Source organism: Qipengyuania atrilutea, from assembly GCF_013370205.1.
GTDB lineage: Bacteria > Pseudomonadota > Alphaproteobacteria > Sphingomonadales > Sphingomonadaceae > Actirhodobacter > Actirhodobacter atriluteus.
Window position 1 is genome coordinate 752,365 of sequence record NZ_JABWGV010000001.1, and the last position, 23,690, is coordinate 776,054.

The 23,690-nt window shown below is 63.5% G+C and carries 23 protein-coding genes; 6 read left to right on the top strand and 17 right to left on the bottom strand.

Annotation, left to right across the window (positions count from 1 at the left end; genetic code table 11):
- Positions 1 to 122: 122 nt before the first annotated feature.
- Positions 123 to 1,406 carry a phospholipid carrier-dependent glycosyltransferase gene (locus HUV48_RS03730; protein ID WP_176266400.1) on the top strand — a complete coding sequence of 428 codons (1,284 nt, stop codon included), beginning with the start codon at positions 123 to 125 and terminating at the stop codon, positions 1,404 to 1,406.
- Here HUV48_RS03730 and HUV48_RS03735 read toward each other — a convergent pair.
- The 9 genes from HUV48_RS03735 to pgi form a co-directional block, all read right to left on the bottom strand.
- A complete protein-coding gene (locus HUV48_RS03735; protein WP_176266401.1) occupies positions 1,403 to 2,494 on the bottom strand; it encodes a glycosyltransferase in 1,092 nt (363 codons plus the stop codon). The genes HUV48_RS03730 and HUV48_RS03735 overlap by 4 nt on opposite strands.
- Before the next feature lie 9 nt (positions 2,495 to 2,503).
- Positions 2,504 to 3,562 (bottom strand): 3-isopropylmalate dehydrogenase, encoded by a 1,059-nt coding sequence (gene leuB, locus HUV48_RS03740; protein ID WP_176266402.1) that lies wholly within the window; start codon positions 3,560 to 3,562, stop codon positions 2,504 to 2,506.
- Positions 3,559 to 4,179, bottom strand: a complete 621-nt coding sequence (recO, locus tag HUV48_RS03745) for a DNA repair protein RecO (protein WP_176266403.1) — start codon at positions 4,177 to 4,179, stop codon at positions 3,559 to 3,561. The genes leuB and recO overlap by 4 nt, the downstream gene beginning before the upstream one ends.
- Before the next feature lie 68 nt (positions 4,180 to 4,247).
- The gene (locus HUV48_RS03750; protein ID WP_176266404.1) at positions 4,248 to 4,502 is read right to left on the bottom strand and encodes an accessory factor UbiK family protein; all 255 of its coding nucleotides are present in this window, start codon (positions 4,500 to 4,502) and stop codon (positions 4,248 to 4,250) included.
- Between the two features lie 53 nt (positions 4,503 to 4,555).
- Positions 4,556 to 5,110 carry a TspO/MBR family protein gene (locus HUV48_RS03755; protein ID WP_176266405.1) on the bottom strand — a complete coding sequence of 185 codons (555 nt, stop codon included), beginning with the start codon at positions 5,108 to 5,110 and terminating at the stop codon, positions 4,556 to 4,558.
- Between the two features lie 142 nt (positions 5,111 to 5,252).
- Positions 5,253 to 6,602 (bottom strand): glutathione-disulfide reductase, encoded by a 1,350-nt coding sequence (gene gor, locus HUV48_RS03760; protein WP_176266406.1) that lies wholly within the window; start codon positions 6,600 to 6,602, stop codon positions 5,253 to 5,255.
- Between the two features lie 98 nt (positions 6,603 to 6,700).
- The gene (locus HUV48_RS03765; RefSeq protein WP_176266407.1) at positions 6,701 to 8,125 is read right to left on the bottom strand and encodes a DEAD/DEAH box helicase; all 1,425 of its coding nucleotides are present in this window, start codon (positions 8,123 to 8,125) and stop codon (positions 6,701 to 6,703) included.
- A gap of 235 nt (positions 8,126 to 8,360) precedes the next feature.
- On the bottom strand, positions 8,361 to 9,269 hold the full coding sequence (locus HUV48_RS03770; protein ID WP_225871497.1) for an SGNH/GDSL hydrolase family protein: 909 nt from the start codon (positions 9,267 to 9,269) through the stop codon (positions 8,361 to 8,363).
- Positions 9,266 to 10,807 carry a glucose-6-phosphate isomerase gene (gene pgi, locus HUV48_RS03775; protein ID WP_176266408.1) on the bottom strand — a complete coding sequence of 514 codons (1,542 nt, stop codon included), beginning with the start codon at positions 10,805 to 10,807 and terminating at the stop codon, positions 9,266 to 9,268. Before pgi ends, HUV48_RS03770 begins: the two co-directional genes overlap by 4 nt.
- Before the next feature lie 112 nt (positions 10,808 to 10,919).
- Between pgi and lepB the strand changes: the two genes are divergently transcribed.
- The 3 genes from lepB to era are packed head-to-tail and all read left to right on the top strand — an operon-like array spanning position 10,920 to position 13,329.
- Entirely contained in the window at positions 10,920 to 11,759 is an 840-nt protein-coding gene (gene lepB, locus HUV48_RS03780; RefSeq protein WP_176266409.1) for a signal peptidase I, read from the top strand.
- Positions 11,756 to 12,427, top strand: a complete 672-nt coding sequence (rnc, locus tag HUV48_RS03785; RefSeq protein ID WP_176266410.1) for a ribonuclease III — start codon at positions 11,756 to 11,758, stop codon at positions 12,425 to 12,427. The genes lepB and rnc overlap by 4 nt, the downstream gene beginning before the upstream one ends.
- Positions 12,424 to 13,329 (top strand): GTPase Era, encoded by a 906-nt coding sequence (gene era / locus HUV48_RS03790; protein ID WP_176266411.1) that lies wholly within the window; start codon positions 12,424 to 12,426, stop codon positions 13,327 to 13,329. Before rnc ends, era begins: the two co-directional genes overlap by 4 nt.
- Positions 13,330 to 13,343: 14 nt before the next feature.
- On the opposite strand, the gene HUV48_RS03795 is transcribed toward era, so the two are convergent.
- From HUV48_RS03795 to plsY, 6 genes are all read right to left on the bottom strand, one after another.
- Positions 13,344 to 14,021 (bottom strand): DUF8692 domain-containing protein, encoded by a 678-nt coding sequence (locus tag HUV48_RS03795; protein WP_176266412.1) that lies wholly within the window; start codon positions 14,019 to 14,021, stop codon positions 13,344 to 13,346.
- Between the two features lie 132 nt (positions 14,022 to 14,153).
- Positions 14,154 to 14,699 (bottom strand): energy transducer TonB, encoded by a 546-nt coding sequence (locus HUV48_RS03800; protein WP_176266413.1) that lies wholly within the window; start codon positions 14,697 to 14,699, stop codon positions 14,154 to 14,156.
- A gap of 190 nt (positions 14,700 to 14,889) precedes the next feature.
- Entirely contained in the window at positions 14,890 to 15,027 is a 138-nt protein-coding gene (locus HUV48_RS03805) for a hypothetical protein (protein ID WP_176266414.1), read from the bottom strand.
- The gene (gene topA, locus HUV48_RS03810; protein WP_176266415.1) at positions 15,027 to 17,627 is read right to left on the bottom strand and encodes a type I DNA topoisomerase; all 2,601 of its coding nucleotides are present in this window, start codon (positions 17,625 to 17,627) and stop codon (positions 15,027 to 15,029) included. The genes HUV48_RS03805 and topA overlap by 1 nt, the downstream gene beginning before the upstream one ends.
- 92 nt (positions 17,628 to 17,719) lie before the next feature.
- On the bottom strand, positions 17,720 to 18,877 hold the full coding sequence (dprA, locus tag HUV48_RS03815; protein WP_176266416.1) for a DNA-processing protein DprA: 1,158 nt from the start codon (positions 18,875 to 18,877) through the stop codon (positions 17,720 to 17,722).
- Between the two features lie 36 nt (positions 18,878 to 18,913).
- A complete protein-coding gene (gene plsY, locus HUV48_RS03820; protein WP_176266417.1) occupies positions 18,914 to 19,507 on the bottom strand; it encodes a glycerol-3-phosphate 1-O-acyltransferase PlsY in 594 nt (197 codons plus the stop codon).
- A gap of 24 nt (positions 19,508 to 19,531) precedes the next feature.
- On the opposite strand from plsY, the gene murI reads away from it, so the two are divergent.
- Together murI and hemA are read left to right on the top strand one after the other, a co-directional pair.
- Complete coding sequence (gene murI / locus HUV48_RS03825) at positions 19,532 to 20,350, top strand: glutamate racemase (RefSeq protein WP_225871498.1); 819 nt, start codon at positions 19,532 to 19,534, stop codon at positions 20,348 to 20,350.
- Positions 20,351 to 20,521: 171 nt separating this feature from the next.
- The gene (gene hemA, locus HUV48_RS03830; protein WP_176266698.1) at positions 20,522 to 21,742 is read left to right on the top strand and encodes a 5-aminolevulinate synthase; all 1,221 of its coding nucleotides are present in this window, start codon (positions 20,522 to 20,524) and stop codon (positions 21,740 to 21,742) included.
- 12 nt (positions 21,743 to 21,754) lie between these two features.
- Here the strand turns inward: hemA and HUV48_RS03835 are convergent, their stop codons facing one another.
- Complete coding sequence (locus tag HUV48_RS03835) at positions 21,755 to 22,258, bottom strand: MgtC/SapB family protein (RefSeq protein ID WP_176266418.1); 504 nt, start codon at positions 22,256 to 22,258, stop codon at positions 21,755 to 21,757.
- 44 nt (positions 22,259 to 22,302) lie between these two features.
- Positions 22,303 to 23,520 carry a type III PLP-dependent enzyme gene (locus HUV48_RS03840; RefSeq protein ID WP_176266419.1) on the bottom strand — a complete coding sequence of 406 codons (1,218 nt, stop codon included), beginning with the start codon at positions 23,518 to 23,520 and terminating at the stop codon, positions 22,303 to 22,305.
- Positions 23,521 to 23,690: the final 170 nt, after the last annotated feature.

The window sequence follows — 23,690 nt, forward strand, 5'->3', positions numbered from 1 at the left end:
AATCATCTAGATGGTTGCAAATTAGAGACAGAACGCGACGCCTCAAAGTTCGAGCCACATTAAGGCGGTACAGCATCACGATGCTTGTCAGGAGGAAGCACCGCCCTTATCGGCTGCGCCAGATGTCGCCCCCTTCCTTGACCCAATCGGCCGAGCGGCGCGATCCCAAGCTTTGGTGTGCCGTCATAGCTGGCCTGTTTTGGGCCTTGCTGCAGTTTCGCCTCGGCATCCCGAGCGCGCCCTATTTCGACGAAGTGCACTACCTTCCGGCAGCGCGCGAACTCATCGCCGGCGGGGAGTTCGTAAACCGGGAGCATCCGCTCCTCGGCAAGGAGCTGCTAGCGCTTGCGATCAGCGTGCTGGGCGACGACGCAGCGGCCTGGCGCGCCTTTCCGGCAATTGCGGGCGCCGTAGCGCTGTTCGCGGCAATGCGAACGATGTGGCTCGCCAGCTGGGACCGGTTCGCGACGGTCGCTTTCGGGATCCTGCTAGTAACCGGGCAGCTGCTGTTCGTTCAGTCGCGGATCGCGATGCTCGACATCTTCATGCTCGGGTTCCTGGCGCTTGCATACTGGCAGTTAGTAGGTGCAATGCGGCAAGCCGAACATGGGCGCTTAAGACTGGGCATCGCAGGCGTGATGCTCGGCGCGGCAATGGCGTCGAAATGGAACGCCGTACCGCTTGTCGTACTGCCCGGTATTGCCTTCTTCGTCCTCCGGCTAATGGCGGGGCGCAGGCGCCTGTTCTTCAGCCGCCGCGGCTGGCCCGTACCGGGCGTGTCGCTGGTCGAGGCGGCGCTGTGGCTCGGCATCGTACCGCTCGCCATCTACGCCCTTACCTTCTGGCCCGCGTTCTCGGCCAGTCATAACGGAATCGAGAACGGCCTTATCGCGCACCACCGTTTCATGTTCGAGCTGCAGAGCCAGCTCAAGACAGCGCATAACTACCAGAGCAACTGGTACGACTGGGTCATCAACTACCGTCCCATCTGGTATCTTTACGAGCGCGTGGACGGGGCGCAACGCGGTGTCCTTCTGATCGGCAATCCGCTGACGATGATCCTCGGCCTTCCCGCGCTCGCGTGGTGCTGCTGGAGGGGTATCGCGAACCGCAACCGCGCCGCGCTCGGAATTGCCATTCTCTACCTCGTCAGTCTGTTTTTCTGGATCGTCGCCGCGAAGCCGGTGCAGTTCTACTACCACTACCTGCTGCCGAGCATGTTCCTGCTAGCCGCCCTCGCACTTGCTCTTGCGGCGATGCGGGACGCGGGGCGCAAGTGGACCGCACTCGCCGTGCTAGCAGCCAGCGCCATCTTCTTCGCCGATTTCTACCCGATTCTGAGCGCCGCCCCGCTCGAAAGCGAGCAGTCGTTTCAAAATTGGACATGGTTCGACAGCTGGCGCTAGAAACGGCCCCAGACGAAGCGGCTCGATAGGGCATAGTTCCAGACCGAGCCGACCGCGATCCCGGCGAGCGCTGCAAGAAACGGATACACACCGCGTGCTTCGAGCAGGCTGGCGAGCGCCACATTGGCGAGCGCTCCAACTGCGCACGAGGCGCAAAAGCCCGCCCAGCCTCGAAACAACGCCGCCGCGCCGCGCAGCCGCTGATCGCGGTAGGTAAGCCAGTTGTTGAGCCAGAAGTTGAAACTCATTGCGCCGAATGTGGCCGCGGCCTGGGCCGACGTGAACGGCACCGAGAGACCTTCTAACAGTACCAAGAGTATGGCGAAGTGCACCAGCACGCCGATCGCGCCGACCGTTCCGAACAGGGCGAAGCGCACCGGCACTATGCGCCCCAGGAACCGCTCGTAAATGCCGGCAAGAAAGTCGAGCGCCACTGCCCTGTCGAGCTTGCTCGCGCCCGACCGGCGGGCTGCAAAGGCGAGCGGGAATTCGCGAACCGTCAGCGTTTCCGGAGAGCTTGCCAGAATATCCAGAAGAATCTTGAAACCGATCCCCGACAGCCGCGGTGACAACGCCCTTGCCCGGACCGCGGAAAGCAGGAAATAGCCGCTCATCGGGTCGCTGAGGTCAACGCCCGTCAGCCGCCGCGCCATCCGGTTGGCAGCACCCGACAGGCGCTCCCGCTGCGGCGCGTTCCAGGCATCGGTGCTGCTGCCCGCAAGGAACCGGCTTGCGACCGCTACGTCCGCCTCTCCGCCGCGTACCGCCTCGAGCATGGCGGGAAGCAACGCCGGATCGTGCTGGTGGTCAGCGTCCATGACCGCAACGTAGTCGGCGGCGGTAGCGCAAAAGCCTTCGATCGCCGCGCTGGCGAGGCCGCGCCGCCCGATGCGCTGAATGACCCTGAGACGTGGATGCGCGGCTGCGAGCCGGCGGGCTTCCTCCGCCGTTCCGTCTGCGCTGTCGTCATCGACGACGATGATTTCGTACTCGGTTCCTTCCAGTGCGCTGCCAATGCGCGCGACCAGCGGCGCGAGATTGTCGCGCTCGTTCAGGGTCGGGAGGATGATCGCTAGTTCGAGGCTCACGGCCCTGGGTTACAACTGCGCCAGCACGGCGTCGCCAATTTCCCGCGTTCCCGCATTACCGCCGAGGTCGCGGCCCAGAGCTCCCGCCGCCAACGCGCGCTGCACGGCACCTTCCACCCATTCCGCTTCCTCGGTCCGCCCGAGCGAGTGGCGCAGCAACATGGCGAGCGACAGGATCATGGCGAGCGGGTTCGCCAGGTCCTGACCGGCGATGTCCGGAGCACTGCCGTGGATCGGCTCGTAAAGCCCGAAAGTTCCGTAGTCGGTCTGCCGTTCGCCGAGCGATGCGCTCGCCATAAGGCCGATCGACCCAACGCAGGCGCTGGCGAGGTCGGACAGGATGTCGCCGAACAGATTGCCGGTCAGCACGACCCCGAACTGCTCGGGCGCGCGGACCAGCTGCATGGCGGCGTTGTCGACGTAGATGTGATCGAGCGCGACATCGGGATAGTCCTTCGCCACCTCGATCACCGTGTCACGCCAGAGCTGGCTCGTTTCGAGGACGTTCGCCTTATCGACGCTGGTGAGGCGCTGGCCCGACTGCTTCGCCGCGCGGAAAGCGGTGTGCGCGATCCGGCGCACCTCGGTTTCGCTATAAGACATTATGTCCCAGCCCTCGTGCGTTCCGTCCGCGGCCTCGCGCCTGCCCTTGTCGCCGAAATAGACGTCGCCGGTAAGCTCGCGCACGATCAGCATGTCGAGTTTGCGCGCGGCGTTGGGTTTGAGCGGAGAAAGATGCTCCAGCCCCTCGAAAACGCTGGCGGGGCGCAGATTGGCGAACAGGCCGAGTTCCTTGCGCAGTCCCAAAATCGCCTGTTCGGGCCGCAAGTGCCGCTCCAGCGTGTCGCATGACGGATCGCCGACCGCGCCCATCAGGACCGCGTCGACCTTGCGCGCCATCTTCAACGTCTCTTCGGGAAGAGGACGGCCGTGGCGGCGATAGGCGGCAGCGCCGACATCGCCTTCGAACAGCGTCAGGCCGGGTAGCCGCAGCGCATCGAGCACGCGGCGCGCCTCGTCCATCACTTCGGGTCCGATCCCGTCACCGGGCAGCAGCGCAATCTTCATGCATCCATCCGTTTCAGCCGTCCGAGCAGCAGGTTGCGGGCGGACATAACATCGCCGAAGGTGCCCGCAAGCAGGTAGTTTTCTATTGCGCGGCCAAGTTTTTCGAACCGGGCAATAAGCGCCGTCAGGTCCTCGCCCGATTTGGCGTCTGGCGGCGGAGCGCCCCGCCCGCCGCCGTAGCCGAGTTCGCGCAGCATCAGCCGCTCGTAGGTGATGAGTGCCGGCAGCCACCCCCGCGCGGAGGGGGCGACGCACACCGCTTCGAGTGCGCCGCCGAGCGCCTCGTAAAGCGCCGGATACGCCTGCCGTTCTGGCAATACGCTGGCGGTAAGAGCGGACATCCAGCTGATCGCGCCGGCCGGTAGCGGTTCGCTCATCCATGGACCGCGGCTGGCCGTGAGTTCGAGCCGGGCGAACGGCAGAGCGCCTTCGTTCTTGGAGCGAATGTCCGCTTCGACGACGTTTCCGGGCAGAACGACCGGGCGCAGCGTGCGCCCCCGGCCCCCGGCGATGTAGGCCGCAACGAGGCCGGCCTCCACCGTCATCATGCGTGCGATCACCGCCGTCTCGCCGTGCTGGCGCGCGGAAACGATGATCGCAGTGGTGCGGAGCTGCATGAAGCGTTCAGTGCCCGCCCAGACTGTGGCCCGCAAGCACTCCTGCGAACGCTGGCCGCGTCACCTGCTCAAGTGACGGAGCTGCTCTTCGCTTCGAGGACGGCGATCCGCGCCGCCAGCGCTTCGTTCTCGTCGCGCGCCTTGGCGGCCATCGCCTTGACCGCATCGAATTCCTCGCGCGTGACGAAGTCCATGCCGCCGAGCGTTTCCTTGACCCGCTCGCGGGCGCTTTCTCGCGCTTCGCGCGTCATCCCGGCAAAGGTACCGGCCGCGCTGTTGGCGAGTTTGACGAAATCGGCGATGAGCGGGTTCTGACTTTGCATGACGCTTATGTGGTCCGCGCTCAGCCGATTGGCAAGAGTGCGCAGAACCTGCCCTAAAGTTCCATCCTCTGCACGGCGGCGGGCGATGCTGCGCCGTCCGCTTCGGGGTTCGCTTGCAGGAACTGGTAATTGAGCAGCGTCGCGAACAGGATCCACGCGAGATACGGCAGCATCAGATAGGCCGCGAGCCTGCGTACGCGCCAGAAGGCGATGATCGTCGCGATGACTAGAATATCGAGCACGATAAGCAGGATAAGCGCGCCCGAAATCTCGTGCCAGGCGAAGAACATCGGCGACCACAGGAGGTTGACGGCAAGCTGGACCACGAACAGCACGATTGCGATCTTGCGGCCCTTGGCGCCCCATGCCGTGCAGATCAGCGCCAGCGCGAAGCCCATCATCGCGTAGAGGATCGTCCACACGATCCCGAAGGTGGCGGGCGGCGGGAAGGTCGAGGGCTTGGTCAGCGCATCGAACCACGGGTTCTCTGCCGCGCTCCCCGACACCTGGCCGGACAGATAGCCGAGCAGCATGACTGCAGGCACGGTAAACAGCGACCAGCGTATGAAACTGGCGCGAAGCTGTCCGCGCGATGCCAATACGTTCATGCCGCTCCTCGCTTGCGAATGCCAACAATGCGGGCGATTCGCCGCGCCGCAACGCGCGTGCCTATCGCCAATGCCTTGGCCGGTGCAAGCCGGTGAACCCTTCTACTGCCCCGTTTCGATACGGAGTGGCTTTGCGAATGCGCTATTTCAGCAGGACGAGTTCCTCAGCCATGGTCGGGTGGATAGCGACCGTCGCGTCAAAATCGGCCTTCGTCAGACCGGCCTTCACGGCAACTGCTGCGGCCTGCAAGATCTCCGGTGCATCGGGTCCGATCAAGTGAATGCCGACGATCCGGTCGTTCGCCGCATCGCATACCATCTTGTAAAGGCTGCGCTCGTCGCGGCCCGCCAGCACGTTCTTCATCGGCCGGAAATCGGACTGGTAGACCTTGACCGAGCCCAGTTTGTTCTTCGCATCGCCTTCGGTCAGGCCGACGCTGGCGATCGGCGGGTGGCTGAACACCGCGCTTGGAACACAAGAGAGATCGACTGCGGTCTTGTTGCCGCCGAAGATCGTGTCGGCGAACGCCTGCCCTTCGCGAATAGCCACCGGCGTCAGCTGAATGCGCGGGGTGCAATCGCCGACCGCGTAGATGCTCTCGCAGCTGGTCTGCGAATATTCGTCGACCTTGATCGCGCCCTTCTCGTCGAGTTCGACGCCGGCGTTTTCCAGACCAAGACCCTCGGTATTGGGCACACGGCCTGTCGCGTACATGACGCAGTCGACGTCCATCGGCTCGTGGTTCGACATATGGACGCGCAGGCATCCTTCATCGGTGCGCTCGATGCTTTCGAACTCCGCATCGAAGCGGAAGTCGATGCCCTTCGCGATCGATATCTGCAGCAGCCGGTCGCGCAGCGCCTGGTCGTACTGGCGCAGCAGCGTCTTGCTGCGGTTGATGATCGTCACCTTCGTGCCGAACTCGTTGAAGATCCCGGCGAACTCGTTGGCAATATAGCCGCCGCCCGCGATCAGAATGCGCTTGGGCAGTTCTTCGAGGTGGAAGGCGTCGTTCGAGGTGATGCCGAGGTCAGAGCCGCCGCACTCGGGCACGTGCGGACGCGCCCCGCAAGCGACGAGAATGTATTTCGCGGTCACTTCCCTGCCGCTGGCGAGCTTTACCGAATGCGGTCCGGTAATCTCGGCGCGCTCGTGGAATATCTCGACCCCGTGATTTTCGAGCGTGTCGGTATATGCGCCGTTCAAGCGGTCGACATCGTCCTGCACATTGTCGCGCAAGGTCTTCCAGTCGAAGGTGCAATTGTCGACTGTCCAACCGAAGCGCTGCGCATCTTCGAGATCTTCGGCGAAGTGTGCACCGTAGATCAGCATCTTCTTGGGCACGCAGCCGCGAATGACGCAGGTTCCTCCGACCCGGTACTCCTCCGCTATGGCGACTTTCGCGCCATGTCCGGCCGACACGCGGCTGGCTCTTGTTCCGCCCGAGCCCGCGCCGATCGTAAAGAGGTCGTAGTCGTAGGTTTCCGCCATGTATCGCTCCTGCTTAGAGCGGGCGATATGGAGACCATGCCGCCCGCCCGCAACCGGAAGTGGCGAGAAACTGCCGCTAGCTCAATAAGTTTGGGCGCTTAGCCGTTGTTGTTGCGGGGCCCGCCACCGCCGCCGCTACCGGAACGCTGGCCGCGCGAACGATTGCCGCCGCCGCCCGGTCCGCCGAACTTCTTCGGCTTGCCCGCCCGCCCCGGATGCTTGCGCTTGCCCGGCTTGCGGTCCTGCGAGGAAGAGCCTTCGCCGCCCTGACCGCCGCGACCACCCGGAGCGCGCTTCGGGTTCTTCGGCGTGACGCGTGCCCGGCCGCGCTGTTCCTTGGGAGCGGGCTTGGTCGGGCCGACGCCCTCGACCACCGCGCGGAAATTGTCCGGCAGCGGCAGACGCTCAAGCTCCGCATCGGTATTGCGCACGATGTCCTTGAGATAGGCGCGTTCGTCCTCGGCGCAGAAGGCTATCGCGATCCCGTCCGCACCCGCACGCGCGGTCCGGCCGATCCGGTGGACGTATTGTTCGGGCACATTGGGCAGCTCGTAATTGATGACGTGGCTGACGCCCGGAATGTCGATTCCGCGCGCTGCGACATCGGTCGCGACGAGGATCGGAACCTTCGCGCTCTTGAAATCCGCGAGCGCGCGCTGACGCTGTGGCTGCGACTTGTTGCCGTGGATCGCGCTTGCACCGATGCCGACCTGCGCCAACTTCTTCACGACACGGTCCGCGCCGTGCTTGGTGCGCGTGAAGATCAGCGTGCGCTCGAACTCACCCGGAACCTTGTGCCGGCCCGACAGGATCATTTCAAGCAGTGCCTGCTTCTCGTCCTGCTGCACCATCAAGAGGTACTGATCGATCCGCTCCGCCGTAGTGGCGGCAGGCGTGACCGATACCTGCACCGGGTCGGTGAGATACTGCGCGGCGAGATCCTTGATCGCCTTGGGCATCGTGGCGGAGAAGAACAGCGTCTGGCGCTTCATCGGCAGCAGCGAAACGATGCGCTTCAATGCATGGATGAACCCCAGGTCGAGCATCTGATCCGCTTCGTCGAGAACGAGGATTTCGACCCCGTCGAGACCGAAGGCCTTCTGGTCGATCAGATCGAGCAGCCGGCCCGGCGTCGCGACGAGGATATCGACCCCGCGCGCCAGCTTCTGCCGGTCGCGGCCGACCGAAGTGCCGCCGACGATGCTGGCGACCTTCATCGCGGCAAGCGCGGCATAGTCACGGGCGGACTCGGCGATTTGCCCGGCCAGTTCGCGCGTCGGGGCGAGCACCAGCATCCGGCAGCCTTTGCGCGGTGCATGGCGGTCGCTCTGGCGCAGACGGTCAATCGACGGCAGCATGAACGCCGCCGTCTTGCCCGTCCCGGTCTGCGCGACGCCGAGGAGGTCGTCGCCTTTCAGAACCGGCGGAATGGCCTGCGCCTGGATCGGCGTCGGCGTGTCGTAGCCCTTGAGTTCAAGGGCCTGAAGAACGGGCTGCGACAGCCCGAGTTCGGTAAATTTCATGTGTGCGTTACTCGCAGAATATGCGGCGCGCAGCCCAACGGGGCGCGCGGCGCGGGTGGTTCAAACGACCCGCGTGAAAAGGGAAGCTTTAGGAAAACAACCGAAGCTGCGGCCGGGGCGGTGTTTGTCTCTACCGCCGGTTCACGCTGCCAAGCACTTCGATGCGGTGCAGATGGGCGCAAGATGCGCGAAAGTCAATTTATTTCGCAGCTGCACAAACGGCAGTTTCGACCGGTCAGGCGTTAGCCTCGACTTCCGCCATCGCGATTTCCTGGAGGCGCGCCGCCATCTTCGGCTCGATACCGAGTTCGTGCGCAGCGCGTTCGCCGGCTCCGAACTGGCGCACGTCGAAGCCGGTTATCGACGCGAATACTACAAGGGCTTCGAGATAGGACCCTTCCGCGCTCGCGTGGTAATGGTCGTAGCTCCACAGGTCGATCTGGCCGTATTCGCGCCCGTCATAGGGGTTCGCATCCGCCACGCCTTCCTGCATCGCGCGGTTCCAGGCCTGCCCGACCGGGATCACGCCGTCGATCGCCTCGCTGGCCTCGTCCGCACGGTCGAGGGCGCGGCGCACGTCGAGCGCCATCGAACCAACCGGCTTGCCCTTCCAGCGGCCATCGACCTTGTAAGCCTGGTCCGCTCGCGTCCACGTCGACATCAGGTACACCTGCGCATCGGGATTGGCACCGGTGAAGAGATCGGCGAGCAACGGCGCATCACGCCGCGTGTCGCCGTCGTCGCCGGGGTTCTCGGGATCGAGGACGGAGAACTGCTGCATCACGACCACGTCCCACGCCCCGCCGATCTTGCCGCGCTGTTCGTTCAGGTGAAACTCGAGCGTCGTCCCGCCGCGCAGCTCGTGGCTTACGTTCCAGTCCATCTCCGCCTGCTCTGCGAACTTCGCGAACAGCGCAGGGATGCCGCCGACGCCGTCTTCATGCAGATCGTTCACGCTATCCGGCCGGTAGCGGAGCACGGCGGAATTGGCGCCCATCGTGAAGCTGTTGCCGATGAACAGGATGCTCTTCGCTTCCGTTTCCGCATTCTGCGTGGAGGCCGCGGCTTCCTGCGCGGCGCCCCCGACCGGCATTGCCGAAACGACGAGCGACAAGGCGATAGCGGCGGCGCGGGTCAGCATCATGCCAGCCCCGCCGCAGCGAGCAGCGCCTCGGTGCTCGCATCGAAGCTCCGACCGCCCTTCTCGATATCCTTGGCCATTCGTTTGCCCAATTCGACGCCGAACTGGTCGAAAGGATTGATACCCATCAGCACCGCGTTGGCGAAGGTGCGGTGCTCGTGAAAGGCGATCAGCGCGCCGAGCGTGCTCGCATCCAGATCGTCGCACAGCATCGTCGCGGACGGCCGGTCACCGGGGAAATGGCGCGCCGGGTCCTCGCCCTTGTCGCCCGCCATCAGGGCTGCGCCCTGCGCAAAGCAATTCGTCAGGAGGATGCGGTGATGCGCCGGATCGAGCTCGTCGCCCGGCGCGATGCTCGCGATGAAGTCGACCGGCACGAGGTGCGTCCCTTGGTGCAGCAATTGGAACACCGCGTGCTGCGCATCGGTCCCCACCCCGCCCCAAGTGATCGCCGCAGTCGGACCGTCGACCGGCTCGCCGTCCGCCGTCACGCGCTTGCCGTTCGATTCCATTTCGAGCTGCTGGAGGTAGTCGGGCAGCAGCGACAGCCGCTCGTCGTAGGCGAAGACTGCGCGGGTCTGGCACTCGCGTACTTCGGCGTAATAGCGGTCCGCGAAAGCAGCGAGCAGCGCTACGTTTGCGCGCCCATCGTTATCGCGGAAATGCTCGTCCATAGCCTTCGCCCCGGCGAGCATCGCGGCGAATTCGTCCCACCCGGCAGCGAGCGCCACGGGAAAGCCGATCGAGGACCATAGTGAGTAGCGCCCGCCGACGCTTTCCCCGAACGGTAGTACGCGTGTTTCGTCGACACCCCACTCGACTGCCTTCTCGGGCGATGCAGTAAGCGCGACCACGCGGCCCGAGGGATCCTGCACTCCGCCCTCGCCCAGCCACTTGAGCGCGCTTTCGGCGTTGGTCATCGTCTCGATCGTGGTGAAGGTCTTCGACGCGACCGCGATGATCGTCGTCGCCGGATCGCACTTCGCGAAAGCCGCTTCGAGCGCAAGGCCGTCGATGTTCGAGACCACATGCGTATCGACCAGTTCGAGGTCGCGGGTGAGCGCGGAGAGCGCCATCGCCGGGCCCAGCGCACTCCCGCCGATGCCGATGTGAATGCAGTGTTTGACGTCGCCTAGCGCACCGTCGTGCATCGCCTCGACCAGCAGCTTCATCCGCTCGTGCAGCGCGGCTGCTTCCTCGACCGAAGGGTCGGCGCCAATACCCCGCTGCGCAGTATGTTCAGCCGCTCGGCTCTCGGTCACGTTGACCTCTTCTCCTCCCAGCATCGCGGCGCGCATTCCGGCGAAGTCGTGCGCATCTGCCAGCTTCTCGAACCCCGTTAACAGGTCGCCATTCAGATGCGTCTTCGACCAGTCGAACCGGATACCGAGCCGCTCTTCGCCTTCGCCCCATTCGAGGCGCCGCGTCAGCTTTTCCACCCGGTCATCGTCCGACGAGAACATTTCTCCCAAGGTCTGGCGCGGCACGGCGCGAATGGCGCTCCATGCAGCATCGGAAGCGGTCTTGTCGGCGCTGTACATAGGGTAAATTTCCTTTCCTGCGGCTGCTCCGGCGGTTAGGGGAGCAGACGATGGAATGTAACCCCCGCCTGCTCGATTGCCATGTATTTTCCGCGCAATATCGTTTGCCGCGATGACCGGCGCGATGCCCTTCCATTCCGCTGCAGGAACCACGCCTAGGACAGATGACGAAGGCGACAGCAAATCGGGCTTCGCCTGGTTCCTCGTCAAAGTCGTCATCGCGGTCTTCTTGCTGCGCGTCGTCGTCTTTTCCGTCTTCTCGATCCCGAGCGAAAGCATGATGCCGACGCTGCTGCGCGGCGATTACCTGATGCTGGCCAAATGGCCCTACGGCATTTCGAAATACTCGCTGCCGTTCGATACTCTGCTACCTGAGGGAACGCTGTTCTCGCAGCTTCCCGAACAGGGCGACGTGGTCGTCTTCAAGCACCCGATCGACGGAAGCGACTACATCAAGCGAGTGATCGGGCTTTCCGGCGACCGCGTTGCGATGCGCGCCGGTCAGCTGTTCCTGAACGGAAAACCCGTAGAGCGGGAACGGATCGACGACCTCGCGTTGGGACATACCCCATACGTGTCGTGCCGCGGTGCCGAGACGGTCGCGCCCGCATCCGGTGGCAAAGCAGAAACCTGCGCCTATGTCCGCTACCGCGAGAGGCTGCCGAACGGCACGACCTACATGACGCTCGATTTCGGACGCAGCCTGCAAGACGATTTCGGACCGGTCACCGTGCCCGAAGGACATTTCTTCGCGATGGGCGACAACCGCGACAACTCGCTCGACAGCCGCTTTCCCTCGCTCTCCGGCGGCGGCATCGGCATGGTTCCGCAGGACAAGCTCGTCGGGCGGGCGAGCTTCATCGCGTTCTCGACCGACGGCGGCGCAAGCTGGGGCGAACCCTCGACATGGTTCAGCGCCATGCGTCCCTCGCGTATCGGAGACGGCTTATGAGCATCCTCGAGCATGACACCAAACAGTGGCTGCGCAAGACTGGATTTTCCCTGTCCGACGAAGCCTGCTGGAAGGCGGCGCTGACCCACGGCAGCCTCGGCGAGAAGGACAATTACGAACGCCTCGAATTCCTCGGCGACCGGGTGCTTGGGCTTGCCGTCGCCGAACAGCTCTACAAGCGCAATCTCGCGCCCGAAGGCAAGCTGTCGCAGCGCCTCAACGCGCTCGTCAGCCGTGAAACCTGCGCCAAGGTCGCCCGCCGTGTCGGCGTGCCGCCTCATGTCCGCATGGGCGCGCAGGCACGCGCGGACGGCGGCTCTGACAGCGACAACATCCTGGGCGACGTCATGGAAGCCCTTCTGGGTGCATCCTTCCTGGAAAACGGCTACGAGGAGACGGCTTCGCTGATCGGCGCGCTGTGGCACGAGATCTTCGAAAGCGATGCGGGTCAGTCGAAACACCCCAAGAGCGCGCTGCAGGAATGGGCCGCGGCAAACCGCCGCAAGCCGCCCGAATACACGCTCGTCTCGCGCTCCGGACCGGACCACGCGGCGAAGTTCACCGTCGTCGCCAAGGTGGCGCATGTCGGCGAAGCCGAAGCGACCGCCTCGAGCAAACAGGAAGCCGAAACTGCGGCTGCAAAAACCTTCATGGAGAAATTCGCGTGAGCGAGAACACCCCTACCCGCTGCGGCGTCGTCGCCGTCATCGGAGCGCCCAACGCTGGCAAATCGACGCTGGTTAACCAGCTCGTCGGCCAGAAAGTCGCCATCACCAGCGCGAAGGCACAGACGACCCGCGCCCGGATGCTCGGCATCGCGCTGCATCACGAAGCGCAGATCGTCCTCGTCGACACGCCGGGCATCTTCTCGCCGCGGCGGAAGCTCGACCGCGCCATGGTGACGGCGGCATGGGACGGAACGGAAGCGGCGGATGCGATCCTGCTGTTGGTCGATCCGGTAAAGCAGCGGCGGCATGAGCTCGACCCGCTGATCGAAGCTGTCGCGCGGCGGCCCGAGCGCAAGATCCTCGTGCTGAACAAGGTCGACAAGGCGAAGAAGGAACCGCTGCTGGCGCTGGCGCAGGAGCTCGGCGAGAAGGTCGAGTTTTCGGAAGTGTTCTTCGTATCCGCACTGAGCGGGGACGGCGTTTTCGAAATGAAGGAAGCGCTGGTCGGAATGATGCCGGAAGCTGAATGGATGTATCCAGAGGATCAGGTCAGCGACGCATCGGAGCGCCTGCTGGCGGCAGAAATCACCCGCGAACAGCTATACCGGCAATTGCACGAGGAACTGCCCTACGACAGCGCGGTGCGTCCCGAGAGCTATACCGAGCGCGCCGACGGTAGCGTCGAAATTCGTCAGCAGCTGGTGATCGGGAAGGCAAGCCAGAAGCCCATCGTGCTCGGCAAGGGCGGCAGCCGCATCAAGGCGATCGGCGAGGCAGCGCGCGCAGAACTGTCCGAGATACTGGGCCGCAAGGTCCACCTCTTCCTCCACGTTCGAGTCGAGGAAAACTGGGACGAAAGCCGCGAAATGTACGAGGAAATGGGGCTGGACTGGAAGGGGTAGTCCGCCGCTCTGTCTTAACAGTCGATCTTTGGGTCGGACGAGGACAGACGGACGCATGTTTCGACGTGAAACAAGGACCAAAGGCAGATGCCAATCCACTTGGCGCCGTCTTCGATGAAATACTCCCACTCCGCGTCGTCCAATCCCAACAGCGCGAATGTCTGATCGACGACCACCGACAGTCCAAGGAATAGAAGAGCAGACGCAAATATCTGGTACGGCAACTGCAGCAAGATGTTCTTGAAGACGAGGATATGTAGGGCGGTCGTGAGCAGGATCGACGCCAAAATGCCCTTCTCGAACCACTTGTGAAAAGCAATCGGTGCACTTGGAAGCAAATTTACCGAGAGCCGCTCGTGAATCATGAAAAAGTCATCGGCCCACAGGTAAAAGGTGATCACGGCAGAGCTGACGAGAAAAAACCATACTCTGCTACGCATCGCTCGTTTGACGGTGACGGAAGTGAACAGCAGCACCGTAGCCGTTCCGAACCATATGAAGGCGCCGATATTCGATAGAGCGCCTGTCGCGGGATGAACCCCGGCAACGGCGGCAGTATCGCGGGTTAGTTTCGGGATCACCTCGGGGCCGACCAGCGAAGCAGCCAGCGCCAGAACTGCCAAAGCGCCGCCTGCCACAAATACGAAGGCGGACCGGACCAAACCATACTTCGTGATATCAAAAACCCCCATCGCGCTTGGTTAGAGTAATCTTCGCATAAGTTATGTTTGAAAAGTACGTTCGTACGTTATCCCGTCCGAAAACAGGACAAATGCCCGGGAACCGCCGAGTGAATGAAACTACACTGGAAAGAGGCAAAGCACTCATTCGACGGAGAAAGAGACCGTCATCTCCTGCACGTACGAAATCGCTGAACCGTCACCCGCAGTTTCGATCGGTAGTTTCTCACCCTCAAGAACTTTGCAGGCGGCCGCGGTAAGTCCATTTGTACTGTTGTCTGAACCGTTACAGTCTTCGATCAAGCCGTTATCGTTTACGAGCGTCTGGACTTTCACTTCTCGAAAGCGCTCCTCCTTATCGGGAATGGATGTGACGGTAAGCTCGACGTCGGGTTTTTGCCGAAGCGCAATGATTTGCCGCCCGATCTCGGTATCCGGCAAAGCCATCTTGATCAGCCCGACAATTTTCCCATACCTTTTCGCTCCTGTCGCATCTGTCGCGGGTTCGAAACGAACGCGTTTTAGCTGTTCGCAGACATACTCCGCCAAACGATAACTGCCTACGACAGCGACGATCGCGCAGCGCAACGCGCGGCCCTCCGGGTCGACAAGTACCGAAAATACCGTGCCAGCGGACTCGTTCTTTTTGAGAGCCCAGCGAGGATAATCGCTCGTCAAATCACGAACCATGCGATCGGAAATCTGCGGAGCGGCGAGCGATGACAGGGCTAAAGAACTGGCAAGGAGGCAAGCATAGTCGAATACTAGCCGATCCAATGCCGCCCGTAAACAACCTGCCTATCGTCACTTGTTTACTGCGAGGTTCGACACAAATGCCGGGTTGGGCGCGTAAACTCGACTCTCAAAGACTATAGTAACCTTACGTCGATTCCTCGCTGCGCCCGATTGCCTTGGCGATTTCCTTGAGGCCTTTGCCCTTCGCGGCGAGGATGCGCAGTTGCCCCGCCTCGTCGGCCTTCCAGGGCTGCTTGTGCCGTTCGAAAAACTCCTTCGCCATCACTCGGCCTCTTTCGTCGAAGCTGCCTTTTTCTTCGCCGGTGCCTTCTTCGTGGCCGCTGGCTTCTTTGCCGTAGCCTTCTTCGGAGCCGCCTTCTTCTTTGCCGGGGCCTTCTTCTTCGCCTTCTTCTTCGGCGGGCCTTTAGCAGCGCGCGCGTCGATCAGCTCGATCGCTTGCGCTTCGGTGACGTCCTCGGGCTTCATGTCCTTCGGGATCGTCGCGTTGGTCGTGCCGTCGGTGACGTAGGGCCCGTAGCGACCGGGCATCACCTTCATCTCGCCTTCGGAGGTCGGGTGCTTGCCGAGCGTCTTGATCGGTTCGGCCTTGGCCCGGCCGCGCCCGCCCTTGTTGGCAGCCGCTTCGGCGAGCAGCGTGACGGCAGCGTTCATGCCGGTCTCGAACACGTCGTGCGTGGTCTGCAACTTGGCGTATTTGCCGTCGTGGCGGAGGTACGGACCGTAGCGTCCGATGGCTGCCTCGATCTCCTTGCCCGTTTCCGGATGCTCGCCGACGATGCGCGGCAAGCTCAATAGCTTGAGCGCCCATTCGAGGTCTAATTCGTCGAGGTCCTTCGGGATCGAGGCGCGCTTGGCCTCCTTGCCCTCGCCAAGCTGGACATACGGGCCGAAGCGCCCGCTCTTGCGTTCGACCGGAAGGCCGGTTTCCGGATCGTTGCCCATGATGCCGTCGTCGCCCGAAGGTTCGCCGTCCGCACCCGGCTGCGCAAAGCGGCGGGTATATTTGCATTCGGGATAGTTGGCGCAGGCGACGAACGCGCCGTAGCGGCCTCCGCGTAAAGCCAGCCGCCCGCCCTCGCGGCCCTCGCTCTCGCATAGCGGGCAAAAGCGCGGGTCCTTCCCGTCCTCGCGCGGCGGAAAGAGATAGTCGGACAGGTATTCGTCCAGCACCTCGGTCACTTCGGAAGGCTTCTGCTCCATGACCTCGTCGGTCTTGGGCTTGAAGTCGCGCCAGAACTTGCCGAGCAGCACTTTCCATTCCTCGCGGCCGTCGGACACGACATCAAGTTCGTCTTCCATCCCGGCGGTGAAGTCGTAGGCGACGTAGGTGGGGAAGAACCGCTCGAGAAACGCCGTCAGTAGCCGCCCGGATTCCTCTGCGAAGAAACGGTTTTTCTCCATCCGCACATAGTCGCGGTCGCGCAGCGTCTGGATGGTGCTGGCGTAGGTCGAGGGACGCCCGATGCCGAGCTCCTCAAGCCGTTTGACGAGGCTGGCTTCGGAAAAACGCGGCGGCGGCTGGGTGAAGTGCTGGTTCGCCTCGACCGCCTTCTTGCTCGGGCTGTCGCCCTTCGCCATCGCCGGAAGCAGGCCTTCGTCCTCGTCGTCGCTGTCGTCGCGGCCCTCCTGATAGACTGCGAAGAAGCCGGGGAACTTCACGACCTGCCCCGTCGCGCGAAGTTCGTGCAGGCCCGCCGGATCGCGCAGCGTTACGGTGGTGCGTTCGAGCGAAGCGGCGGCCATCTGGCTCGCCATCGCGCGTTTGAAGATGAGGTCGTAGAGCTTCGCCTCGTCGCCCGATCCCGCGCGGTCCTTGCGGAAGTCGGTCGGGCGGATCGCTTCATGCGCTTCCTGAGCGTTCTTCGCCTTCGTGCTGTAATGCCGCGGCTTTTCGGGCATGTAATGTCCGGAATAGCGTTCCGCGATTGCCTTCCGGCAGGCGGAAATCGCGCTGCCATCCATCTGCACGCCGTCGGTCCGCATGTAGGTGATCGCACCCGCTTCGTAGAGCGACTGCGCGAGCCGCATCGTGTGGCTGGCGGAGAAGCCGAGCTTGCGCGCCGCTTCCTGCTGCATGGTCGAGGTGGTGAACGGCGGCGCCGGGTTGCGCTTCAGCGGCTTGGTTTCGATGTCCTCGATCGTGAAGGGCGCATTCTCCACCTTGGCCTTCGCCTCGTGCGCCACGCCCTTCTCGCCGAGGGATAGCTTCTCCAGCTTCTTCCCGTCGTACTTGACCAGCCGCGCCGCGAACTCGGTTCCGTCCTGCTCGAGCGTCGCCACAATCGACCAGTATTCGTCCGCGACGAAGGCTTCGATATCGCGCTCGCGTTCGGCAACGAGCCGCAGCGCGACCGACTGCACGCGGCCCGCCGATTTCGCGCCGGGCAGCTTGCGCCAGAGCACCGGCGAGAGGGTGAAGCCGAACAGATAGTCGAGCGCGCGCCGGGCGAGATAGGCGTCGATCAGGTCCATATCGAGATCGCGCGGACGCGTCATCGCATCGGTCACGGCGCCCTTGGTGATCGCGTTGAAGGTCACGCGGTCGACTTTCGCTGGCAGCGCCTTGCGCTTCTGCAGCAGCTCACGCACGTGCCAGGAAATAGCCTCTCCCTCGCGGTCGGGGTCGGTGGCGAGCACGAGGCGGTCGGCGCCCTTCGCCGCATCGGCGATATCTTTGAAGCGCTTCTGCTTGTCGCGGTAGAGTTCCCAGTCCATCGCGAAATCCTCGTCCGGGCGCACGCTGCCGTCCTTGGGCGGCAGGTCGCGGACGTGGCCGTAGCTGGCGAGAACCTTGAAGTCCTTGCCGAGGTATTTCTCGATGGTTTTCGCCTTGGCTGGCGATTCGACGATAACGAGTTGCATGGGTGTTTCTGGTTCTCTCACGTGTACGTATGCGTATACGCGCGAAAATGGGGACGGGTCGCAAGCGGCGTCAAGCGGGTTTGTGTCGCCTTTTACGACTTCAAACTTACTTTGCCGCCGGCATGGCGCTCCAAACGCCTGGCGATCTCCAGTTCCAGCAGCGCGAGCTGTACGTCCGCGACGCTCATGCCCGACTGGCGGATGAGTTCGTCGACCCCGATCGGCGTGTTGGTCAAAAGCGTTTCGATGTCCGCATCCGCTAATGGCCTAGTGGGTGCGGGTTCGCGAACCGGCACCGGTGCGGGGATATCCGCTCTCGCAACCCGCGCCCGCGGTGCGCCGGTGAAGCCGGAGAGCAATTCCAAAACGTCCTCGACCGATTGGACGAGAACCGCCCCGTCGCGGATCAGCTGGTTGCAGCCGTGGCTGCGCGCGTCGAGCGGCGAGCCCGGTATAGCCATGACCTCGCGCCCCGCTTCGCCTGCCAGCCGCGCAGTGATGAGCGAGCCGGACTTGGGCGCGGCCTCGACCACCAGCGTCCCGGCCGCCAGCCCGGCGATGATCCGGTTGCGGCTGGGAAAGTTCTGCGCGCGCGGCTCGGTCCCGGGCGGCTGTTCGGCGATCAGCAACGCCTCCGACGCAATCCGCTCTTGAAGCGCGGCGTGCTGCGGCGGATAGACGATCTCGATCCCGCTGGCGATCACGCCGATCGTCGCACCCGCCCCGGCACCAAGCGCGCCTTCGTGCGCGGCCCCGTCGATCCCTCGCGCCAGACCGGAAACGACCGTCACCCCTGCTTCCGCCAGTCCGCAGGCAAAATCGCGCGCCAGCTTGATTGCCGAAGCGCTCGCATTACGCGCTCCGACAATGGCGATGCAGGGCTGTGCGGCCAGTTGCCAGTCGCCCCGATAAGTGAGGATCGGCGGCGCGCTTTCGATTTCGGCCAGCAGTTCGGGAAAGTCCGCCTGATCGTGAAAGAGGTATTTCGCGCCAGCTTTCTTGACCGCGGCAATCTCGCGCTCGACCTGCTCAGCCTTCACCGCGCGGTAGCGCCGCTTCCCCTCGCCGCCGAGGTTCGGCAGCGCCTCGATCGCCTCGCGCGCCGTGCCGAAACGCTCGAGCAAGCGGCGGTAGGCGATCGGTCCGATATGCGGCGAACGCAGCAGACGGATGCGGGCAAATGCTTCCGCCTGGCTCAGCGGAGAGACCTGTGGTTCATGAGCAAGCGTGACGGGCGCAGCGACGTTCATGCCGCCGGCATTTAGCGCCGAATAGCGAACAAGCGGTTATTTCGCCGCGCCGACTTTCGGTTCCTCGCCGCGCATCAGGCGGCCGATGTTCGCGCGGTGCAGCCAGATGATCAGCACCGCGATGACGACGAGCACTGCGATGTAATCCTCGTAGCCAAGCACCGCTGCGGCGATCGCGGCGGCCACGACAGCGCACATGCCGGCAAGCGAGCTTATCCGGCTCCCCGCGAGCACGCCCAACCACACGAACGCGTAGGCAAGCCCGATCGGCCATGCGAGCCCGAAGCATACGCCCGCATTGGTCGCGACGCCCTTGCCGCCCTTGAAGCGCAGCCAGATCGGGAAGCAGTGACCGACTACCGCGCCCAGCGCCGCCCAGCCCACCGCGTCGGGATACCACAGCCTGGCGAGCAGCACGGGTGTCAGCCCCTTGAAAAGGTCGAGAAGCAAGGTCGCGGCGGCGAGCCCCTTGTTCCCGGTTCGCAGGACATTCGTCGCGCCGATATTCCCGCTGCCGATCTTGCGCACGTCGCCCATCCCGGCGAGCCGCGTCAGGATAAACCCGAACGGGATCGATCCGATCAGATAGCCGACGACCAGAGCCAGCACGTTTTCCGTGGCAAAATCCATGTCCGACCTCTAACCGCCCAGCCCATGCTTGTCGAACGCGAAGAAAGCGGACCCAGTGCCGATGCGCCGATCCTGATGCTGGATTCGGGCGTCGGGGGATTGAGCGTCCTCACCGCGCTGCGCCATGTCCTGCCGCAAGCGCCGGTGATCTACGCTGCCGATCTTGCCGGGCTGCCCTACGGCGACAAGTCCGAGCGCGAAATTGCCGCGCGTGTCGCCGGGCTACTCGGGCGGATGAGCGAACGCTATCAGCCCCGCCTCGCCTGCATCGCCTGCAACACCGCCTCGACCATCGCACTCGGCATGGTGCGCGACGTCTTGGAGATACCGGTCGTCGGCACGGTCCCGGCAATCAAGCCCGCCGCATCGCTGACCCGTAGCGGAGTTATCGGCCTTCTCGGCACGACGGCAACGATCCGCCAGCCCTATGTCGACAATCTCGAAGCCGAGTTCGCTGCCGGAAAGACCCTTATCCGGCACGCCGCGCCCGAACTGGTCGGCGAAGCAGAGGCGATGCTGCGCGGCGAAGCGGCGGACGCGGATGTAGTACGCCGGGTGGTCGAAGGTCTGCGCGCGCACGAGCACGGTGAGAAGATCGACACGCTGGTCCTCGCCTGCACGCATTTTCCGCTGCTGACGGAAGCGCTGACGAGAGAACTGGGGGAAGACGTCACGCTGGTCGACGGAGCGGAAGGTATCGCGCGGCGCATCGCGTGGCTGACGCGAGAGCAGGACTTCGCAGACGCCCCGATGCGCTTCGTGGCGACCGGATCCGAAGAGCGCCTCGCTCTCTATCGCCCCGCACTTGCCCGGTACGGTTTTGCGTCGACGGAATTGTTCTAGCGAAAATCCGAACAGTCTGTGCGAAAATTGCACGAATGGCGGAAAGCCGCGCCTGACGCGGGCTGCCGGCTTATCGCGAATCGCTCGCAAAGATCGCGGTGGCCAAAGCTTTTCCGCCGTATTAGAGGCGGCGGTGCACTGAACAGGCACATGACGCACGAGCCATTGGCGATGAACTACGACAAGATTTTCGACGCGGCGATCGACCGGCTTCACACCGAGGGCCGCTACCGCGTGTTCATCGACATCCTGCGCAACAAGGGTGCCTACCCCAACGCCCGCTGCTTTCACGGTCATAACGGCCCGAAGCCGATCACCGTCTGGTGCTCCAACGATTATCTCGCGATGGGCCAGCACCCCAAGGTCATCGAAGCGATGGAAGAGGCGCTACACGACGTCGGCGCCGGCAGCGGTGGCACACGCAACATCGGCGGCAACACGCATTACCATATTCAGCTCGAGCGCGAACTTGCCGACCTTCACGGCAAGGAAGGCGCACTGCTGTTCACCAGCGGCTACGTCTCCAACGACGCAACGCTCTCGACGCTTGCCAAGCTGCTGCCGGGCTGCGTCATCTTTTCGGACGAACTCAATCACGCCAGCATGATCGCTGGCATCCGCAACTCCGGCTGCGAGAAGCGCATCTTCCGCCACAACGACCTCGAACATCTCGAAGAACTGCTCGCCGCCGAGGATCCCGATGTCCCCAAGTTGATCGCCTTCGAAAGCGTCTATTCGATGGACGGCGACGTCGCCCCGGTTCACGCGATCTGCGACCTGTCCGAGGAATATAATGCACTGACCTATGTCGACGAAGTTCATGCGGTCGGCATGTACGGACCGCGCGGGGGTGGCATTACCGAGCGCGACGAGGCCGCGCACCGGATCGACATTATCGAAGGCACACTCGGCAAGGCATTCGGCGTGATGGGCGGCTATGTAGCGGCCGACACACGCATCATCGACTGCATTCGCAGCTATGCACCGGGCTTCATTTTCACCACCTCGCTCTCGCCCGTGCTCGCTGCGGGCGTCCTGGCAAGCGTGCGGCATCTGAAGTCCTCGAGCGAGGAACGCGACGCGCAGCACGCCAATGCTAATGCGCTCAAGCAGGCGATGAAGGACCGCGGCCTACCGGTAATGGACTCCACGACGCATATCGTGCCGCTGATGGTCGGCGATCCCGTTCGCGCGAAGAAGATCAGCGACATCTTGCTTGCCGAATACGGCATTTACGTACAGCCGATCAATTTCCCGACCGTGCCCCGCGGGACGGAGCGGCTGCGCTTCACCCCCGGTCCGGCTCACACCGAATCGATGATGGCCGACCTGGTCGACGCACTCGCCGAGATCTGGGACCGGCTGAACCTGCAGGTCGCCGAGGCCGCCTGAGCCCGGCAGCCGTTACTGCGCGAGTTCTTCTTCGCTGCTCCGATCGCCTGGATGCCCGCCCGGATCGTAGCGTTCGACGAAGGGCGCGCTCACGATCAGGATCAGCAGGATAGGTAGCGCGATGAAGAGCGACAGCCAGAGCATCCCGAGGCCGCACACGATCCCGATTGCGCCTGCCGCCCAAATCGCTGACGCGCTGCCCGCCCCCATTACGTAATTCTGCTGCCGGAACATGGCTCCGGCCCCGAGAAAGCCTATGCCAGTGATAACCCCTTCGAAAACGCGAGTGGGATCGATCCGGATCTGCTGATCGAAGCTCGTCATCGCGAGTTCCATGGAAGCCATGGACAGCCCGCACGCCGCAACCGAGATGACGACGAACGGCCGAAAGTCGATCGGCTTCTTCCTCAGGAAGCGCTCCATCCCGATCAGCAACGGCAAGATGACGGCGAGGCCCAGCCGAAGTCCGGCTTCGCCCCAGGAAACATGCTGCGGTTCGAATTGTGACAGATCCATGACAGGCTAACGAGCAGCCGTCAGGGAAGTTTCGCGCGGATCAGCTAACGAAGGTTTACGACATTGTCGGCCGCGGGACGCGTGCGGCTACCGTCGTAGAGGCTCGCCATCGGCTCGTCCTCGACGACGACCGGCAATGCGCTGCCGAAGCCGTTGAAGCCCGTCTTCATGGCTGCGCCGTACGCGCCGAGCATGCCGATCTCGATGTAGTCGCCTGCCTGGATGTCGCCCGGAAGGGGGAACGGCCCCTGCATGTAATCCGCATCGTCGCAGGTCGGCCCGTAAAAGGCGAAGTCCATCTCCGGATCGCGCAGGTCGTCCTCGAGCGCGGCGACCGGGAACTTCCAGTCGACATGCGCGGCATCGAACAACGATCCGTAGGCGCCGTCGTTGATGTAGAGTTCCTCGCCCCGGCGCTTTTCGACGCGCACGATGAGCGAAGAATACTCGGCACAAAGCGCGCGGCCCGGCTCGCACCACAGCTCCGCGTTGTAGGCGATCGGGAGCGCTTCGAACTGACGGTGGATGATGGCGAAATAGTCTTCGAGCGGGGGCGGCTCCATGCCGGGATAAACGCTCGGGAAGCCGCCGCCGACATCGACCATGTCGATGACCACGCTGGCCTCGCCGATCGCTGCGCGGGCACGCTCGAGCGCCTGGACGTAGGCGAACGGCGTCATCGCCTGGCTGCCGACGTGGAAACACACGCCGAGCCAGTCGCAGTATTGCCGCGCTTCCTGTAGCAGCGCCGGCGCTTCGGTCAGGTCGCAGCCGAACTTCGCGGCAAGGGACAGCTCGGAATACTCGCTCGATACGCGCAGGCGTACGCATAGCTTCAGGTCAGTGGCCGGCTCGCCTGCGTCGTTGCGGCAAGCTTCCACGATCTTGTGCAGTTCTTCGGACGTATCGAGGCTGAAGGTGCGGCAGCCGTGGGTGTGATACGCCTCGGCAATCGCGCGTGGCGTCTTCACCGGGTGCATGAAGCACAGCTTCGCCTCGGGCAGCGTTTCCGATACCAGCCGCACCTCGGCAAGCGAGGCCACGTCGTAATGCGTGATGCCGTTGTCCCAAAGGATACGCAACAGATCGGGCGAAGGATTGGCCTTCACCGCATACAGCGACTTACCGGGGAATTTTTCCGCGAAAAAACGTGCCGCGCGTGCGGCGGCATGCGGGCGGTTGAGGATGACAGGCTCGTCCGGCTGAAGGGCACGGACGACGGCGCGTGCATCTACGTAGCTAGCGTCGGGAAAATGCTGCAATTCAAGGGACCCCCTAAACAGTCCTTGCGGACCATGAAACGACAAGCTGCCTTGCGGTTAGGAAGTCCCCCTGAGAACAGGGGTACGGCAGCAGGAAGCGCGCATATAAATCGTGTGCCATGAACCGCAAGTGAAAATCGCGGCCCGCGAAACAAGGGGCCGCGCGGCGC

What these genes read in the sequence shown, in the direction of transcription:
- HUV48_RS03730 (WP_176266400.1), top strand. Translation starts at nt 123, where the DNA reads ATGTCGCCCCCTTCCTTGACCCAATCGGCCGAGCGGCGCGATCCCAAG.
- leuB (WP_176266402.1), bottom strand. Translation starts at nt 3,562, where the DNA reads ATGAAGATTGCGCTGCTGCCCGGTGACGGGATCGGACCCGAAGTGATG.
- recO (WP_176266403.1), bottom strand. Translation starts at nt 4,179, where the DNA reads ATGCAGCTCCGCACCACTGCGATCATCGTTTCCGCGCGCCAGCACGGC.
- HUV48_RS03750 (WP_176266404.1), bottom strand. Translation starts at nt 4,502, where the DNA reads ATGCAAAGTCAGAACCCGCTCATCGCCGATTTCGTCAAACTCGCCAAC.
- HUV48_RS03755 (WP_176266405.1), bottom strand. Translation starts at nt 5,110, where the DNA reads ATGAACGTATTGGCATCGCGCGGACAGCTTCGCGCCAGTTTCATACGC.
- gor (WP_176266406.1), bottom strand. Translation starts at nt 6,602, where the DNA reads ATGGCGGAAACCTACGACTACGACCTCTTTACGATCGGCGCGGGCTCG.
- HUV48_RS03765 (WP_176266407.1), bottom strand. Translation starts at nt 8,125, where the DNA reads ATGAAATTTACCGAACTCGGGCTGTCGCAGCCCGTTCTTCAGGCCCTT.
- HUV48_RS03770 (WP_225871497.1), bottom strand. Translation starts at nt 9,269, where the DNA reads ATGATGCTGACCCGCGCCGCCGCTATCGCCTTGTCGCTCGTCGTTTCG.
- pgi (WP_176266408.1), bottom strand. Translation starts at nt 10,807, where the DNA reads ATGTACAGCGCCGACAAGACCGCTTCCGATGCTGCATGGAGCGCCATT.
- lepB (WP_176266409.1), top strand. Translation starts at nt 10,920, where the DNA reads ATGACCGGCGCGATGCCCTTCCATTCCGCTGCAGGAACCACGCCTAGG.
- rnc (WP_176266410.1), top strand. Translation starts at nt 11,756, where the DNA reads ATGAGCATCCTCGAGCATGACACCAAACAGTGGCTGCGCAAGACTGGA.
- HUV48_RS03795 (WP_176266412.1), bottom strand. Translation starts at nt 14,021, where the DNA reads ATGGGGGTTTTTGATATCACGAAGTATGGTTTGGTCCGGTCCGCCTTC.
- HUV48_RS03800 (WP_176266413.1), bottom strand. Translation starts at nt 14,699, where the DNA reads ATGGTTCGTGATTTGACGAGCGATTATCCTCGCTGGGCTCTCAAAAAG.
- HUV48_RS03805 (WP_176266414.1), bottom strand. Translation starts at nt 15,027, where the DNA reads ATGGCGAAGGAGTTTTTCGAACGGCACAAGCAGCCCTGGAAGGCCGAC.
- topA (WP_176266415.1), bottom strand. Translation starts at nt 17,627, where the DNA reads ATGCAACTCGTTATCGTCGAATCGCCAGCCAAGGCGAAAACCATCGAG.
- dprA (WP_176266416.1), bottom strand. Translation starts at nt 18,877, where the DNA reads ATGAACGTCGCTGCGCCCGTCACGCTTGCTCATGAACCACAGGTCTCT.
- plsY (WP_176266417.1), bottom strand. Translation starts at nt 19,507, where the DNA reads ATGGATTTTGCCACGGAAAACGTGCTGGCTCTGGTCGTCGGCTATCTG.
- murI (WP_225871498.1), top strand. Translation starts at nt 19,532, where the DNA reads ATGCTTGTCGAACGCGAAGAAAGCGGACCCAGTGCCGATGCGCCGATC.
- hemA (WP_176266698.1), top strand. Translation starts at nt 20,522, where the DNA reads ATGAACTACGACAAGATTTTCGACGCGGCGATCGACCGGCTTCACACC.
- HUV48_RS03835 (WP_176266418.1), bottom strand. Translation starts at nt 22,258, where the DNA reads ATGGATCTGTCACAATTCGAACCGCAGCATGTTTCCTGGGGCGAAGCC.